The organism is Gemmatimonadaceae bacterium (genome assembly GCA_019637445.1).
Lineage (GTDB): Bacteria > Gemmatimonadota > Gemmatimonadetes > Gemmatimonadales > Gemmatimonadaceae > Pseudogemmatithrix.
On record JAHBVS010000001.1, the window covers coordinates 1595089 to 1610304 of the forward strand.

Annotated in this window: 15 protein-coding genes; 10 read left to right on the plus strand and 5 right to left on the minus strand. The window is 67.0% G+C overall.

The window, feature by feature from the left end:
• Positions 1-7: 7 nt before the first annotated feature.
• Entirely contained in the window at positions 8-769 is a 762-nt protein-coding gene (locus tag KF709_07225) for a histidinol phosphate phosphatase (GenBank protein ID MBX3174187.1), read from the minus strand.
• Positions 766-1497, minus strand: coding sequence for a 1-(5-phosphoribosyl)-5-((5-phosphoribosylamino)methylideneamino)imidazole-4-carboxamide isomerase (locus tag KF709_07230; GenBank protein MBX3174188.1), 732 nt, complete (start codon positions 1495-1497; stop codon positions 766-768). Before KF709_07230 ends, KF709_07225 begins: the two co-directional genes overlap by 4 nt.
• Before the next feature lie 239 nt (positions 1498-1736).
• Between KF709_07230 and KF709_07235 the strand changes: the two genes are divergently transcribed.
• The 4 genes from KF709_07235 (at position 1737) to KF709_07250 (ending at position 5052) form a co-directional block, all read left to right on the plus strand.
• Positions 1737-2240 carry a hypothetical protein gene (locus KF709_07235; protein MBX3174189.1) on the plus strand — a complete coding sequence of 168 codons (504 nt, stop codon included), beginning with the start codon at positions 1737-1739 and terminating at the stop codon, positions 2238-2240.
• A 96-nt stretch (positions 2241-2336) separates the two neighbouring features.
• On the plus strand, positions 2337-3986 hold the full coding sequence (locus tag KF709_07240) for a hypothetical protein (GenBank protein ID MBX3174190.1): 1650 nt from the start codon (positions 2337-2339) through the stop codon (positions 3984-3986).
• Complete coding sequence (locus KF709_07245) at positions 3986-4423, plus strand: hypothetical protein (GenBank protein ID MBX3174191.1); 438 nt, start codon at positions 3986-3988, stop codon at positions 4421-4423. The genes KF709_07240 and KF709_07245 overlap by 1 nt, the downstream gene beginning before the upstream one ends.
• A 32-nt stretch (positions 4424-4455) precedes the next feature.
• Positions 4456-5052, plus strand: a complete 597-nt coding sequence (locus KF709_07250; protein ID MBX3174192.1) for an HD domain-containing protein — start codon at positions 4456-4458, stop codon at positions 5050-5052.
• Between the two features lie 15 nt (positions 5053-5067).
• On the opposite strand, the gene ispG is transcribed toward KF709_07250, so the two are convergent.
• On the minus strand, positions 5068-6456 hold the full coding sequence (gene ispG / locus KF709_07255; protein ID MBX3174193.1) for a flavodoxin-dependent (E)-4-hydroxy-3-methylbut-2-enyl-diphosphate synthase: 1389 nt from the start codon (positions 6454-6456) through the stop codon (positions 5068-5070).
• A 152-nt stretch (positions 6457-6608) separates the two neighbouring features.
• Between ispG and KF709_07260 the strand changes: the two genes are divergently transcribed.
• Positions 6609-6818, plus strand: coding sequence for a cold-shock protein (locus KF709_07260; GenBank protein ID MBX3174194.1), 210 nt, complete (start codon positions 6609-6611; stop codon positions 6816-6818).
• An 835-nt stretch (positions 6819-7653) separates the two neighbouring features.
• Here KF709_07260 and argH read toward each other — a convergent pair.
• Both argH and KF709_07270 read right to left on the minus strand, forming a co-directional pair.
• On the minus strand, positions 7654-9039 hold the full coding sequence (argH, locus tag KF709_07265; GenBank protein ID MBX3174195.1) for an argininosuccinate lyase: 1386 nt from the start codon (positions 9037-9039) through the stop codon (positions 7654-7656).
• Positions 9040-9150: 111 nt separating this feature from the next.
• Positions 9151-9507: a hypothetical protein gene (locus tag KF709_07270; protein ID MBX3174196.1), complete on the minus strand. Its 357-nt coding sequence runs from the start codon at positions 9505-9507 to the stop codon at positions 9151-9153.
• A gap of 200 nt (positions 9508-9707) precedes the next feature.
• On the opposite strand from KF709_07270, the gene argC reads away from it, so the two are divergent.
• The 5 genes from argC (at position 9708) to KF709_07295 (ending at position 15215) form a co-directional block, all read left to right on the plus strand.
• On the plus strand, positions 9708-10673 hold the full coding sequence (argC, locus tag KF709_07275) for an N-acetyl-gamma-glutamyl-phosphate reductase (GenBank protein MBX3174197.1): 966 nt from the start codon (positions 9708-9710) through the stop codon (positions 10671-10673).
• Positions 10670-11440 carry an acetylglutamate kinase gene (gene argB, locus KF709_07280; protein MBX3174198.1) on the plus strand — a complete coding sequence of 257 codons (771 nt, stop codon included), beginning with the start codon at positions 10670-10672 and terminating at the stop codon, positions 11438-11440. Before argC ends, argB begins: the two co-directional genes overlap by 4 nt.
• A 17-nt stretch (positions 11441-11457) precedes the next feature.
• Complete coding sequence (locus KF709_07285) at positions 11458-12618, plus strand: acetylornithine transaminase (GenBank protein ID MBX3174199.1); 1161 nt, start codon at positions 11458-11460, stop codon at positions 12616-12618.
• Positions 12619-12731: 113 nt separating this feature from the next.
• Positions 12732-14312 carry an alkaline phosphatase family protein gene (locus KF709_07290; GenBank protein MBX3174200.1) on the plus strand — a complete coding sequence of 527 codons (1581 nt, stop codon included), beginning with the start codon at positions 12732-12734 and terminating at the stop codon, positions 14310-14312.
• A complete protein-coding gene (locus KF709_07295; protein MBX3174201.1) occupies positions 14313-15215 on the plus strand; it encodes an aldo/keto reductase in 903 nt (300 codons plus the stop codon).
• The last annotated feature ends 1 nt before the right edge of the window (position 15216 follow it).

Sequence of the window (15216 nt, forward strand, 5' to 3'; positions counted from 1 at the left end):
GAGACCGTCAGCCCTCGAAGTACTCCCGCACCTGCTCGGCCAAACTCGCGTTGGTGGCGATGGCCGAGCCAGCGAACGCGGTGCGACGTCCCTTGAGGTCGGTGAACACCCCACCGGCCTCCTCGATGATGGGCTGGAAGCACGCAGTGTCCCAGGGATTCACCACCGGATCCACCATCACTTCGGCGCGACCGGTCGCGACGAGCAGGTAGCCGAAGCAGTCACCCCATCCGCGGACGAGGTTCGCCTCACCGGACAGCGTGCGCCAGCCCTCCCGCAAGGCGGCGCGCGTGAATCCACGTTCGTCGTTGATGAGCATCGTCGCGCCTGCCAGCGTGGAGCAGCGACTCACGGATGCGCGGTTGCCGTTCCACCAACAGCCTTCGCCCGGTGCTGCGGCCACCAGTTCGTCGACTGCCGGAAAGAACGCCGCCCCGGCCAGCACCTCCTCGCCTTCGACGAGCGCGACCAATGAACCCCAAAGCGGGACCCCGCGCACGAAGCTCTTCGTCCCGTCGATGGGGTCGATGATCCAGCGGCGCCCACTGCGGCCTTCCTGCTCGCCACGCTCCTCGCCAAGCACTCCGTCCTCCGGAAAGTGCTGGGACAGCCAGGTGCGAGCGGCTGTCTCTGCCTCTCGGTCGGCAGCGGTCACGGGTGAGCCATCGCCCTTGGTCTCGACGGTCAAGATCGATCGATAGTGGCGGAGCGCGACCGTGCCGATGTGGCGGGCCAGCGTCTCAGCGGAGCGTAGCAGAGTCGCACTCATGAACGAATCCCCATGGCATCGCCGAACTCCTCGGCCAGCGCCGAGAAATCGATTCCTTCCGTCGCGAAAGGCAAGGAGAAGACGGCGGCGGATAGGCCGCGGTCCTCAAGCACGCGCAGGTCGTTCGGGGTTGTGATCGAACCTGCGGCAATCACCGGCCACGGGGATTCGTCGACCACATCGGCCAGAAACGCAAGCTCGCTTCCCAGCACCCCGGACTCGCGCATTGGCGTCGCGACGAAAAGGCCAGCGAGCGGCAGGTCTCGCAACTCGTCGATGACTGAGAGCGCGGGTCGCGTGATCGCCCGTGCGCGAACGCGCGAGACAACGTTGCGGTCCCGCACGTCGAGAGCCAACAGGATGCGGCCGGGTTGTCGGTCAACTTGATCTTCAAGCCTGCGTGGGTCGTCGAAGGCGCGCGAGTCCAGCACCACGGCGCTCGCACCGTCCGCGACGAGCTCGTCGATCAGCTCCTCGTCCCGCAAGCCGCCAGCGATCTGCACGGAAATGCCGGCACGCTGAATCAGGTCACGCGTGGCCTCGCGGCTACTCGGTCTCCCGGCGGCCGCGTCGACATCGTGCACGTGGAGTCGACGGAAGCCCGCGGCTGCCCATTGCATCGCCGTCTCGAGCGGGTCGTGCAGCCAGGTGGCATCTCGGCCGGCGTCGCCCTCGTCCAAAGGCACTGTGTGGCCGCCACGAAGGCGAATGCTAGGGATGGCGAGCATCGCGAGGGGGTTCGGGAGCGGGTGGGAACGAGGGAAACTGGCGAGCGGGCCGTCCTGAGGGCTAGGCACCCCCTTGGCCCGGGGGTCCAAGCGCTGCGGCACTCAATGTGAGCGACAGGGCCAACAACGACCGCCGCCATTGGCAGCCGCGCCGCCTTGTGATACTTTTCACAACCTACGGATCAGCTGCCGTAGAGCTCACATCACAAATCGTTTGCACGGCCTGGAGGCTACTCGCAATGCAGTTCAATCGTCTGGCGCTGTTCGCTGCTGTCCTTTCGTTCGCCGCTTGCGGTGGCTCGGCTGATTCCGCGCCGGCTGCCGAGACCACGCCGGCCGCTGCTCCGGCCGCCGCCCCGGCCGCCGCGCCCGCGGGTGACATGATGGGTGCCGCGCCGATCACTGGCACGACGCACGAGATCAAGATGCTTGGTGACGAGAAGGGCTTCCGCTTCGAGCCCGCGAACCTGACCATCAAGACGGGTGACGCCATCAAGTTCGTCGCCGTGTCCGGCTTCCCGCACAATGTCGCCTTCACCGCGACGGGCCTGTCGGCCGACGTGAAGAAGCAGCTCGACATGAACTTCGGCACCGCGCGCATGGCCGAGCTGTCGTCGAACATGTACATGATGCCGAACGAGGGCTTCACGCTGTCCTTCGGCAACATCCCGGCTGGTAAGTACGAGTACAACTGCACGCCGCACCTCGCGATGGGGATGAAGGGCGTCATCACGGTCCAGTAAGTCGCCGCGCGCCACGGCGCGCCGCAGGATCACGACGGGCGGCGGCGAGCGAGACTCGTCGCCGCCCGTTCGCCTCTTAGGCCTCGTCCATCCTCGATGACAGCTCCCGCCGCCCCACGCCAACGTCCGCCACGACGGCCACTCACCGGAGCCGCGTGGTGGTACGCGCGCGCGTCGCTGGCAGTACGACGGACACGAGGGTTCCTCCGCTGGTGGCTGGCGGTCGGCGGCACGATTGCCGTCGCGGTACTGCTGATTCCGGTCGCGACCGACGACCCCGGCGCGACGGCGCGTGCGGTGTTGGAACGCGCCGCGGCCGATTCCTTGCGCAGCTGGGCGCGATTGCAGGCGGCAGAACGCGCGACCGAGGTGGCCGACTCGCTTCTGCGCGAGGCCGGGCGCGGGACGGACGCGTCGCGCATGGCGCCGGCGACGTCCTCGCGACCGCTAGACCCGGTGCTGGGAGCGTTGGTGGAGGCGCTGGCTACCGCACGCGCGCAGCGCAGCGCCGCCGCGTACCTCGCGTTGGCGGACGCCGAGGCGGTGCGCTACGGACCGCGGATGCTGGCGCTGGCCGACTCACTGCGCTCGACGGGCGAGGAGTCGGAGCGCCAACGCATCGGGCGCACCGTGATGGCGATCGCGGACTATCGGCGTGCCGAGCTCGAGTCCGCGGCGCCGCGTGAGCCGGCGCCGGAGCTGCGGGTGCCGGCCGCTGACACGGCGGCCCTTCGTGCGGAGCGGGACCGACTGGCCGACTCCGTGCGCGCGGCGACGTCGCGGCACGAGCTGTCGCGAAGCGCCGTGGCACGTGCCGCGGCAGGCCTGGATCGAGCGCGCGAAGCCAGCACGCCGATCTCCCCTGCCCCATTGGTGCTGCTGGTGTTGGTTCTCGGGGTGCTCGGACGGGTCGGCGCTGCACTGTTGCACGAAATGCGCGCGCCGACATTGGCCAGCGTGGAGGAGGCAGAGCGCTCGGTTGGCGCATCGGTGCTCTCGCTCGTGCGAGATCCCCTGCCGGAAGGCGCGCTACGCTTCCGGCCGCGAGGCGTGGATCCGTTCCGCGTTCTCTACCTTGCCCTCACGTCGACCGGCACGCGCTCGCGATCCGTGATTGTCGCCGGTCATGATCCGGTCGTGTCTGCGGCGGTGGCGGCGCGCCTGGCTGTGGCAGCCGCGGCGGACCACCGCAGCACCTTGGTGCTGGAACTCAACGCCGACGTGATTGCGCTGTCGCGCATTTTCCGCGACCACGCGGAACCCGGCTTCACCGACGCACTGGCCGGGCGATTTGCGTGGCGCGACGTCGCTCGCCCGGTGGGTTCGAGCGACGGGCTCAATATGCAGATGATTCCTGCAGGCTCTACGCCCGACGCCGAACTCCCCGAGGCAGCGCGTGCGACGGCACTGAAGGGCTTCGCAGACTTCCGCGAGCGTCACGAGCTCACGATCGTCACCGTCGGGGTGGCAGACGCAGAGCGGGCGCGAGAACTCCTACCGTCGGCGCCGCAAGTGCTCTGCGGCGTCGTAGGGATCACACCCGTAGAGGTGTTCGCTCGCGACGGTGGCTCACTCGAGGCGACCGGCGACCGACTGCACAGCGTCGTGCTCTGGGACGCGCCGCTTCCGAACCTGCCGTCTCGGGCGGAGCTCGCCGCGCACCTGTCGAAGCGCAAAGGCCGCACGCCGGGCGGATCGTTCAAGGCTGTCGAAGCGGCCACGAAAAAGACATCAACAGGACACTGATGGAGCATCAATACGCTTCAGATCTGCTTGAGATCGAGCGGCTGCACCTGTTGAGACTGGGTGTCTGGGCGCTGCTCAACGTTGTCACCGGCACCGCGCTGCTCACACTGCTGCAGGTGAGGAGACTCAGGTCGGCAATGCTCCAGCACTTCGGGATACAGACGGCAGCGTGGGGGCTCCTTGTCCTCCTCATCGCGGGCTGGTCGTGGCAACGACTCGCGCTCCGTGACCTCGCCGGCGCGACGCAGCTCGACCGCCTGCTGTGGTTGAACATCGGCCTCGATCTCGGATACCTGCTGGTCGGCCTGACCCTGGCTGCCTGCGGCTGGAAGCTGGGGCGACGCCTCGGGCTCGTCGGCGCGGGGCTCGGCATTGCAGTGCAAGGGATCGCGCTCGCCGTCCTAGACCTTCAACTTGCTGGCGCGCTGGTGCGTTAGTGCGGGTCGATGCCCATATTCCGGCGGCCGCCATGACTGGATACTCCGACCGCATCAACCACGCCTTCGCCTTCGCGGCGAAGCATCACGACCGGCAGGTGCGCAAGGGCACCCGCCTGCCCTACCTCACGCATCCCGCCAACGTGGCGCTCATCCTCACGCGCTACGGTCGCGACGAGGACACCATCATCGCGGGCATCCTCCACGACGTCATCGAAGACTGCGTGCGCGAAGGCTGGACACAGGAGATGCTCGAGGACCGCATCGCAACGAAGTTCGGGGCCGAGGTGCTGGATACCGTCCTGGCCGTCACGAAGCGCCGTACCGATGACGACGGGGTCGAGCTCTCGCGCGACGAGGCCAAGGCGGACTATCTCACACGGCTCTCCGAGGCGGGCGAGGCGGCGCGCTGGGTTTGTGCCGCCGACAAGGTCCACAACGCCGGAAGCTTGCTTGCCGATCTCCGGCGTACGATCGACCCCGACAGTGTATGGGGCCGCTTCAACGGTGGTCGCGACGGCACGCTGCAGTGGTACGTCGGTGTGCGCGACCGGCTTCGCGAGCTCGGCTTCACCGCCCCGATCCTCGCGGAGCTTTCGACACTTGTTGACGAGCTCGTGACGCGCTGAGCGACTCGCGCTGGACTAGTGAGCCGCCGCCGCCGGGTAGCTGCGCTCCACATACTCGTTCAGAATCTCGAGGAACTCCTCGACGATGCGCTCTCCTTTCAGCGTCACGCGCAGCTTGCCGTCGACGTAGACCGGTGCCTTGGGCTCCTCGAAGGTGCCGGGCAAGGAAATGCCAAGATTCGCGTGCTTGGACTCCCCCGGCCCGTTCACCACGCAGCCCATGACGGCGACCTTCATCTCCTCGACGCCGGGGTGAGACTCGCGCCAAATGGGCATCTGATCACGCAGATATCCCTGGATGTCCTCGGCCATCTTCTGGAAGAAGGTGGATGTCGTACGCCCGCAGCCGGGACAGGCGGTGACCTGCGGTGTGAACGACCGCAGCTCGAGCGATTGCAGGATCTGCTGGGCGACGAGCACTTCCTCGGTGCGGTCGCCGCCGGGCCGCGGTGTCAGCGAGACGCGAATCGTGTCGCCGATGCCTTCGCTCAGCAGGATGGCCAGCGCCGCCGTGCTGGCGACGACGCCCTTGGTGCCGAGTCCGGCCTCCGTCAGCCCGAGGTGCAGCGGGTAGTCGCAGCGCGTCGCCAGCCGTCGATACACGGTGACGAGATCCTGCACCTGCGAGATCTTCGCCGAGATCAGGATCTGGTCGTGCCGTAGTCCGGTTTCCTCGGCGAGCGCCGCCGAGCGCAACGCGGACTCGAGCATCGCCTCGAAGTAGACCTCCTTCGCGTCCAGTGGCTCGCTGCGCTTGGCGTTCTCGTCCATGCGCTGCGTCAGGAGGTCCTGATCCAGCGAACCCCAGTTCACGCCGATACGCACCGGCTTGTCGTTGTCGACGGCGACCTGGACAATCGTCCGGAAGTTGTCATCGCGGTGTCGCGTACCGACGTTGCCGGGGTTGATGCGGTACTTGGCGAGCAGTTCCGCGGCCTTGGGATACTTCCGCAGCAGGAGGTGCCCGTTGTAGTGGAAGTCACCGACCACGGGCACGGGAACGCCCTTGTCAGCCAAGCGCGACATGAGCTCGGGCACAGCGGCCGCGGCCTCGTCGTTGTTGACGGTCACGCGCACGATCTGCGAGCCCGCGCGCCAGAGGGCGGCGACCTGGGTTGCCGTCGCGGCGGCATCGGCCGTGTCAGTGTTCGTCATCGACTGGACGACGATCGGCTGGTCGGAGCCGACGAGGACTCCTCCCACGTCGGCGGTGACCGATCTGCGGCGCTGCTTGAAGGGGGACACGGGCGTTGGGGCGCGGTTGGGGCAGGGGATGTGGCCGGGGGACGCGTCCCCCGACCGAGGGGAAACTAGCGGCCGCAGAACGATGACCCAACGCCCCGGAACCGCTGACGGGTCCAGCAGGGGGCGGGGAAAGGCTTCCGGTGGCGGGGAGGGGACCATTGCGGCACTTCCCCGGTCCCCCTAGCTTTGTACATCCCTCGGAATGTCGAGGGGTGATCCAACGCGAGGGATCTCTATGGTCTCGCGAGTCCGATTGTGCAGGTGCGGCGCGTTCCGCTCCCAGCATAAATCAACATCATCAGGAGTAGGGAATGCGTACGACCGGCAAGGTGAAGTGGTTCAACGATGCGAAGGGCTTCGGGTTCATCACGCCCGACAACGGCACCAAGGATTGCTTCGTGCACTACAGCGCGATCCAGGGCACCGGCTTCAAGTCGCTGGCCGAGGGTGACAGCGTCGAGTTTGACATCGTGCAGGGGGCCAAGGGTCCGGCTGCCGAGAACGTCTCCAAGGTTTCGTAACCACAGAGCCGGCACAATCGGACGGGCGCCCGGAGCAATGCTCTGGGCGCCCGTTTGACGTTCAGGATGGTGTGAGTGCCACCGCGCTCAGGCATCGCCGAGGTCAGGCAAGGCCGGTCGCCGCGCGGCGGGCCGGCCGCGCGGGCGGCGAACGACACTTTCGATGGCGACGGCGCATCGCCGCTGCGTCTCCGCCCGAAGTGCCGCCAAGTCCGCCCCAAGTTGCACAAAGGGGCCGACCTCCAAACTTCCGGTGAAGCCTTCGGAGGCCGAAGCCTGAGAATGGCGCCCCATCAAGCGCTGAGCGATAGCGAGTGCGGCTCTGGCGGGGATCCCGAGGCCCGCTGACAGCTCGAGGCAGAGCATCAGCTCCTCAACTAGAGTCACCGGTACCCGCCGCTCCACGCCCTGACGGCCTGGCGGAAGCACATCTGGTCCGAGTCGAACGATGAGATTATCGAACGCCTTGCGTTCGAGTCCGAGAACGACCGCAGCAGTCGCGGTTGTGAGCGCCCGCAAATATCCTCTTTGTCAAGGATATCATAATATCGTAGTCGAGGCGAAATAATTCCAGCTTTGCGGCCAGGTCTCCCAATATCCAGCGAATCCTCGCGCAACTGCCTCGGGTTTCGGATTGCGCTGAGCTTACGACCAGGCATCGTGAATCAAACGACTGGATCGTTTCTGAGACTAGCGTGAGCGGACTCCCAGGGAATCGCTAGCAGCAACAGGATGAGTGGGAGACGAACAGCGCGGCGCGGCCGGTCGCCTCAACAAGACCGCGGTAAATAACCTTAAACAAAAAAACAATCGTATCTATTTGAAAATATTGACTTTAGCGAAGCGCAACTCGAGCTGCCTCCAGCTGAGCAACAACGGCGCTTGGACCGGTTCCTCCAGGGATGTTTCGGTGCGAAACAGACTGACCCGCACTCAGCTCGGCCATGACATCCTCTGAAAAGGACTCGTGCGCAGCAGAAAACGACTCGAACGGCAAGGCCGAAAGATCAACGCCGTGCTCTTCGGCTTCTCGCACAAGGCGACCAACTGCACCGTGGGCCTCGCGAAAACTCACCTGTTTGCGTACGAGGTAGTCTGCAAGATCCGTCGCCATCATTGCTCCACTTAGTGCACGGCGCATTGCCTCGGGCTCGAATCGCAGCGTCGCCAACGAGCCAGAAACTGCCGGGAGCAACAGCTCCATACCGTCCACCGCATCGAACAGCGCCCGCTTGTCCTCCTGCAGATCCTTGTTGTAGCCACTCGGGAGCGCCTTCAGGGTGGCCACAAGGCCGACCAAGTCGCCCAGCATCCGCGCGCCGGACCCGCGGGCCAGCTCGAGCGCGTCCGGGTTCCGTTTCTGGGGCATCATCGACGAGCCAGTCGAGAAGGCGTCGCCATAGCGGACAAACCCAAACTCGCTGGAGCCAAACAGAATGAGGTCCTCGGCGAGCCTGGAGAGATGCGTGCCGAGCATAGTGAGCGCAAAGAGCGAGTCGGCGACGAAGTCGCGGTCGCCAACGGCGTCGATCGAGTTCTGCGAGATCGCATCGAAGCCGAGGTCGGCCGCAATCTTCTCGCGCGGCACGGGGAAGGCAGACCCGGCGATGGCGCCAGATCCCAGCGGCATGACCGCCGTACGGCGCCGCGCCGCGTCCAAGCGCTCTCGGTCACGCACCAGGGGCCAGAAATGCGAGAGCATCCAGTGTGCAACGGATACGGGCTGGGCACGCTGCAGATGCGTGTAAGCCGGCATCAGCACGCCTTGGTGCGGCTCGGCCTGCTCGAGCATTGTGCGCTGCAGGTCGCGCACCATTCCCGCGATCCGATCAAGCGCGGACATCGTCCAGAGCCGCGTATCGGTTGCTACCTGGTCGTTCCGGCTGCGACCCGTGTGCAGGCGTCCCGCAGGCCCCGGCGCTTCCTCGTGAAGTAGTCGGTCCACAAACGTGTGCACGTCCTCGTCCGCGGCCTGCGGCTGCTCGCCAGCCGCGACGCGCGCAGCGACACGCTCCAGCCCAGCCACCACCTCATCAGCTTCCGCAGCGGAGTACACACCGGCCGAGACCAAGCCGCGTGCCCAAGCCTGCGACAGGCGTATGTCGAAGGGCCACAGACGGATATCGGTCCCGATCGAACGGTTCACCGCTTCGAGTTCCGGTGCTGGGCCACCACTAAAGCGCCCGCCCCAGAGCTTGTGGCCGCCAGTCTGGTCGCTCATCGCAGCTCCAGGCGCAGGACGCGAGTCAGGCCGCCCGTGAAGGCGAGAGTCATCAAGGTCTCGGTATGCATATGTATGCGAATAAAGCGGTCAGTCAGAGCGCGAAACGGCTCACCGTTTCGCGAGCCCTGCGAGGCGTCGAGCGACACGTTCGCGGGCCTGCTCGGAGCGGCAGATCATCAGGATGGTGTCGTCACCGGCGATGGTGCCCAGCACGTCAGGTGAGGACTCCGCGTCGATGGCCGACGCGACGGGCTGCGCGCCGCCGATGACGGTCCGTAGCACGAGCAGTGGGCCCACGCCGTCGAGGCGGCTGAACAGCTGCGGCAGGATCGCTGCAAGCGGGGCACGCGCGCTGTCGTCGCCAGCACTCTCGCCAACGACGTAGCGCAAGCCGTGGGGCGTCGGCACGCGGGCCACGCGGAGGTCGCGCAGGTCACGGGAGAGCGTCGACTGCGTGACGTCCATGCCGCGCTTCAACAACAACTGCCGAAGCTCCTCCTGGCTCCCGATCTCGCGGGTGCCGATGAGCTCCAGGATGGCGTGTTGGCGCTGCCGCTTGCTGATGGTCACAAATGGAAGAGTCGAAGTCTCGGAGAGTAGCGCCGTCCGCACAGGCAAGGAAGCTGGCCGTTGACACTCCGCCTACGCATTAGTATGCATTAAATGTGCATAAGATTCCAGTCGGCGTCCTCGGAGCCTCCGGCTACGCGGGACGCGAACTCTGCGCCCTCGTCGCGCAGCATCCCTCGTTGTCGCTCGCCTTTGCCTCGGCGAACGCGCAACGTGGTGAACGCCTTGAACTTCCGGGCGGAAGCTCGGTCACGTTCCAGGCGGCCGAGGACTGCGCGCTTGGCGACGCCAAGCTGATTTTTTCCTCGCTGCCTCACGGCGCCAGCGCCGCGTGGGTCGCGCGCGCGCGCGAGGCCGGCGCGCGCGTGGTCGATCTCTCCACCGACCTTCGCATCGGCAACGGGGCAAGCGACGGTGTGCCGTACGGCCTCACTGAGTGGAAGCGAAACGCGGTGCGAGACGCCGAGCTCGTCGCAAACCCTGGCTGCTATCCGACTGCTGCACTGCTGGGACTGCTGCCGCTGCTGGAGAATGGACTGATCGCCAGCGGCGCCACCGCGCACATCTCCGCCGCCAGCGGCGTCACCGGAGCGGGCCTCACGCCACGCCTCGACCTGCTCTTTGGAGAAGTGACCGAAAACTTCCGCGCCTATGGCGTAGGCAACACGCACAGACATCTCAACGAGATGCGCGCTGCCGTCGCGCAAGCAGGCGCCGACGTGGACCTCCTGTTCACGCCGCACCTGCTACCGACGGCTCGCGGCATCCTGGCCACGATCACGGTGCCGCTGGCATCGGCACTGCCAGATCCGCTGGCGCTGTATCGCAAGCGTTACGCTGGCGAGCGCTTCATCGAAGTCGTTGAGGCGCTGCCAGAACTGCGACAGGTCCAGCATCGCAACGTCGCACGTATTGCCGTGCGCGCGGTGCAGGATGTGCGCGTGCCAACCCTCCAGGTGTTCAGCGCCATCGACAACCTCGTAAAGGGCGCCGCAGGCCAGGCGCTGCAGAACGCAAACCTGATGCTCGGGCTCGAGGAGTCCGCCGGGCTGCCCGCATGAGGACGCGCGTCATCAAGCTCGGTGGCCGCGCGCAGGCGGATCCGAAGCTGCCGGCGGCGCTCACCGCAGCTTCGGCCGCAAGTGCGGTGGTTGTGGTGCACGGCGGCGGGGATGAGGTGAGCGCGATGCAGCGACGCCTCGGGCTCGAGCCGCAATTCGTCGGCGGTCGTCGTGTCACGAGCCCCGCAGACCTTGAGGTCGTGCGCATGCTGCTCTCCGGTACGGTCAACAAGCGTCTTGTCGCGCAGCTGCTCAGCGTCGGTGCCCGCGCGGTCGGCATCAGCGGTGAAGACGGTGGGCTCATTACCGCACGCGTTGTGGACCCAACCTTCGGTCGCGTCGGGCGCGAGGTGCTCGCCGACGCGTCGCTGTTGCGCACGCTGCTAGACGCCGGCTGGCTGCCAGTCGTCTCCCCTGTCGCGCGCGACCGCGAGCAGGCCGACGGCGTCGGTCTCAACGTGAATGGCGATGACGCCGCCACGGCGCTCGCCGTCGCTTTGCACGCCGACGAGCTGCTCTTCGTCTCCGACGTGGCAGGCGTACTGGAAGATGGTGCCGTGCTGCCCCGACTCGACCACGGTAGCATCAAGGTGCTCGGCGATCGCGGGGTGGTGCAGGGCGGTATGCTCGCCAAGCTCGAGGCCGCTCTCGCCGCCCTCGACGCGGGCGTCGGTGCCGTGCGCATCGGCACGCTCGAGGCCATCGCCGACGCGAACGCAGGAACAACCATCGTCCCCGCTGTCTCCGCCCAACAGGAAACCCCGTGACCACCGCGACGATTGCCATGACCGACGCCCTCTTCGCCACCTATCGCCGTGCCCCGATGGAGCTGGTGCGTGCCGAGGGCGTGCGCCTCTACGACAGTGAAGGGAAGTCCTACCTCGACTTCGCGTCGGGCATTGCGGTCAACGCCCTGGGCTATGACGACGCCGGCGTGCGACAGGCGATGCAGGAAGCCATGCAGTCGGGACTGGTCCACACGTCGAACCTCTTCCGCACATCGGCGGGCGAGCTGCTGGCGGAGAAGCTCGTGCGCGCGTCGTTCGCGGACCGGGTGTTCTTCTGCAACTCGGGCGCCGAAGCCAACGAAGGCGCCTTCAAGTTTGCCCGCAAGTGGGCGCGACAGGTCGGTGGGCCGGCCAAGCACGAAATCATCGCACTGCGCGGTGCCTTCCACGGTCGGCTCTTCGGGACGGTAGCGGCGACGGATCGGCCGCAGTATCGGAATCCGTACCGCCCGCTGGCCGGTGGCATCCACATCCACGAGCGCGACATCGAGGAGCTCTCGCGCGTGATTGGCGAGGAGCAGACGGCGGCGGTGATTGCCGAGCCGGTGCAGGGAGAGGGAGGCATGCGCGTCCTGGATACCGGTTTCGTGCGCGAGCTGCGGGCGTTGACCCAGGAACGCGGCGTGCTGTTGATCCTCGACGAGATTCAGTGCGGCTATGGTCGCACGGGGACGTTCTTTGCGTACGAGCAGTTCGGCGTGGAGCCGGACCTGCTGACGGTGGCCAAGCCGATGGCGGCCGGGCTGCCGATGGGCGCCGTGCTCGCCACGCAGCGCGTGGCGGACGCGATCCAGCCTGGCGACCACGGCACGACCTTCGGTGGTGGCCCCTTCGTAGCCCATGTGGCCAACCACGTCTTCGACCGGCTGCACGACCCCGCGCTGCTGGAACACGTGCGGCGCGAAGGCCAGTGGCTGGGTGACCAGCTGGCCTCGATGGAGGCGCGCCTGCCGAAGGTGCGTGCCGTGCGTGGACGCGGCCTCATGTGGGGCGTGGACGTGACCGTGCCAGCCAAGGACGTGGTCTCAATGGCGCTGGAGCAGGGGCTGATCGTGGTCGCCGCGGGCGACCACACGGTTCGCCTCCTGCCGCCGCTGGTGATGACCCGCGAGCAGCTCGCCGAAGGCCTCGCCAAGCTCGAGACGGCAATCGGATAGATGGCCCCTCTGGTGGGATTCGGGTTCCCGGCGCAACGTAGGGCCCGATGCCAGCACTCTCGATGATTCGACGCAGGCTCCACGCTTCGCCGCGGTCGCCACTGGTTTTGGCGATGCTCGTGGCGAGTGTGGTCGTGCAGGCCTGCGGCGGCGTTGCGGTGGGCGGCAGGCCGACGGCCGAGGGCAGCGGCACGGCGCTGCTGGTGGTGATCACCGTTGATCAGTTGAGCAGCGATTACCTCGAACGCTACGGCGGAACCTTCACGCACGGATTCCGCCGGCTCCTCGACGAGGGCGCCGTGTGGCCGCGAGGGGTGCACGACCACGCGATCACCGAGACGGCGCCGGGGCACGCAAGCATTCTCTCCGGCCGTTTCCCCGTGCACACGGGCATCTCCAGCAACTCGCAGGGCGTGAACACCACCGAGGCGCCGCTGCTGGGCGCGACAAGCCTGGGTGCATCCCCCTTCCGCTTTCGCGGCACGGCGTTCTACGACTGGATGCGAGCCGCCGACGCGTCATCCCGCGCGCTCAGCGTCTCGCGCAAGGACCGCGGGGCGATCCTCCCGATCGGGCGGGCGAAGACCGACGTCTATTGGTACGCGTCGAACGGGACGTTCACGACCAGCACGTACTATCGGGACGCCCTGCCTGGCTGGGTGAACGACTTCAACCAGCGCCGCGCGCCGCAGGCACTCGCCGGGCGCGAATGGCCGCTGCTGCTCGAGTCGCCGCTGCGTTATCCCGCGCCCGACTCGGTGCCGCGTGAAGCGGATGGTGCAGACGTTGTGTTCCCGCACCGCCTGTCCACCGATCCGGCGCGCGCGGCGGCGCAGCTGGTCGAGTACCCGTGGATGGATTCCCTCACGCTCGCCTTTGCCCTCGACGGCGTGCGCGAGCTGGCGCTCGGGACCTCGAATCGCCGCCTGGACCTCCTCGCGGTCTCGCTGTCGACCACGGATGCCGTCGGACACCGCTACGGGCCGGATTCCCGCGAGATCCACGACCAATTGCTGCGCCTCGACGGCTACCTTGGCACCTTCCTCGACTCGTTGGCGTCGTTGCGCGGGTCGGAAAAGCTCTTGGTCGTGCTGACGGCAGACCACGGCATCGCGCCCTATCCAGACCTGCGCTCGTCGTACTACGACAACATGCTCGCACAGCGCGTGGACTTCAGTCGCGCGCTGTCGTGGGTGCGCCGGGCGATGCAGCGCGACGGCGTGGACTCGATGGCGGTCATCTACGACGACGGCTTCCGCGTCGTGGATCCTGATGCCTTCCAGCGCACGGGCCGCGACCCGGACACCTACGCGCAGATGTGGGTCGAGGAGATGCGCCGCTTCAACGGCGTCCAGCGCGCCGACATGGTGTCCAGCCTCGTCACGGCCGACACCGTGCAGGACCGTGTGGCCCGACGCTGGTTGCACATGTTCGGGCCCGATGACGCGGTGCGGGCGGTAGTGACGCTGACGCCGTTTTCGTACAACGCGTCGGTCACCTACGCGACGCACGGCTCCCCGCACGAGTACGATGCGCGGGTGCCCATCATCTTCTGGGGCGCCGGCATTCCCGCCGGCATCCGGCCGGGCGAGGCGCGCGTCGTGGACATCGCGCCCACGCTGGCCGTGCACCTCGGCATCCGGGCCCGCGAGCGACTCGACGGGCGACCGCTTCCCCTCATCCCCGAGGACTGAATGCGCGCCCCGCCTCCGCTGGAGCAGCGAGCCATCGATCGCCACGGTGGTGCCACGACCATCCTTGGCCTTGGTACGCGGCGGCTGGCGGACAAGGGCCAACAGGCAACGATCAAGGTAATTCGCGAGGCAATCGACCTGGGTGTGAATGTGTTGGAGCTCTCACCGGGCTTCGGCGACGGGCGTGCCGAGCGATGGGTCGCGATGGCGCTCAAGGACGGGTACCGCGAGCGCGTGCAGTTGGTATGGCAGTGTGCCGCGTACCAGCGCGACTACAAGACGTCGATGGCGCAGCTGGAGTCGACGCTCGCGTTGCTGAAGACGGATCGGATTGACCTGTGGTCCTTCCACCAGGTCATCTACGACAACGATCCGGACTGGATGTACGACCACGGCGGCCTCGATGCGGCACAGGAAGCGCGGGAACAGGGAAGGGCGCGCTGGATCGGTTTCCACGGAGAGAAGTCGCCGCACATCGCCCTCAAGCTGCTCAGCCGCGGATTCGCCTGGGACGTGGTGCTGATGCCGCTGAACCCCTTCGACGGCTCGTTCCGCTCGTTTGAGCGACAGGTGCTGCCCGAGGTGATTCGCAATGGTGGTGCGGTGATCGGGACCAAGCCCTTGGCCGGAGGCGCGATACCTGGTTGTCGCGTGGTGAAGGTCGAGGATGCCTACCGCTACGTTTGGTCGTTGCCGGTGAGCACGGTGCTCGGTGGTATCGACGACCTCGCCACACTGAAGAAGACGGTGAAGCTCGCGGCGGGCTACACGCCCCTGCACGCCGGGACCATGGACGCCGTGCGCCAGAAGGCACGCGCGATGGCCGGCGACGGGCGATTCGAGCGCTATAAGACCACACAGGAATTCGACACGGCGGCGGGTCTCGCCGCGCACGGTTACTGAT

Bases quoted from the DNA above. Each gene is read 5' to 3' on its own strand.
- argH (MBX3174195.1), bottom strand. From the start codon at position 9,039: ATGAGCGACCAGACTGGCGGCCACAAGCTCTGGGGCGGGCGCTTTAGT.
- argB (MBX3174198.1), top strand. From the start codon at position 10,670: ATGAGGACGCGCGTCATCAAGCTCGGTGGCCGCGCGCAGGCGGATCCG.
- KF709_07260 (MBX3174194.1), top strand. From the start codon at position 6,609: ATGCGTACGACCGGCAAGGTGAAGTGGTTCAACGATGCGAAGGGCTTC.
- ispG (MBX3174193.1), bottom strand. From the start codon at position 6,456: ATGGTCCCCTCCCCGCCACCGGAAGCCTTTCCCCGCCCCCTGCTGGAC.
- KF709_07225 (MBX3174187.1), bottom strand. From the start codon at position 769: ATGAGTGCGACTCTGCTACGCTCCGCTGAGACGCTGGCCCGCCACATC.
- KF709_07285 (MBX3174199.1), top strand. From the start codon at position 11,458: ATGACCGACGCCCTCTTCGCCACCTATCGCCGTGCCCCGATGGAGCTG.
- KF709_07245 (MBX3174191.1), top strand. From the start codon at position 3,986: ATGGAGCATCAATACGCTTCAGATCTGCTTGAGATCGAGCGGCTGCAC.
- KF709_07295 (MBX3174201.1), top strand. From the start codon at position 14,313: ATGCGCGCCCCGCCTCCGCTGGAGCAGCGAGCCATCGATCGCCACGGT.
- KF709_07290 (MBX3174200.1), top strand. From the start codon at position 12,732: ATGCTCGTGGCGAGTGTGGTCGTGCAGGCCTGCGGCGGCGTTGCGGTG.
- KF709_07250 (MBX3174192.1), top strand. From the start codon at position 4,456: ATGACTGGATACTCCGACCGCATCAACCACGCCTTCGCCTTCGCGGCG.
- KF709_07230 (MBX3174188.1), bottom strand. From the start codon at position 1,497: ATGCTCGCCATCCCTAGCATTCGCCTTCGTGGCGGCCACACAGTGCCT.
- KF709_07235 (MBX3174189.1), top strand. From the start codon at position 1,737: ATGCAGTTCAATCGTCTGGCGCTGTTCGCTGCTGTCCTTTCGTTCGCC.
- KF709_07270 (MBX3174196.1), bottom strand. From the start codon at position 9,507: ATGGACGTCACGCAGTCGACGCTCTCCCGTGACCTGCGCGACCTCCGC.
- KF709_07240 (MBX3174190.1), top strand. From the start codon at position 2,337: ATGACAGCTCCCGCCGCCCCACGCCAACGTCCGCCACGACGGCCACTC.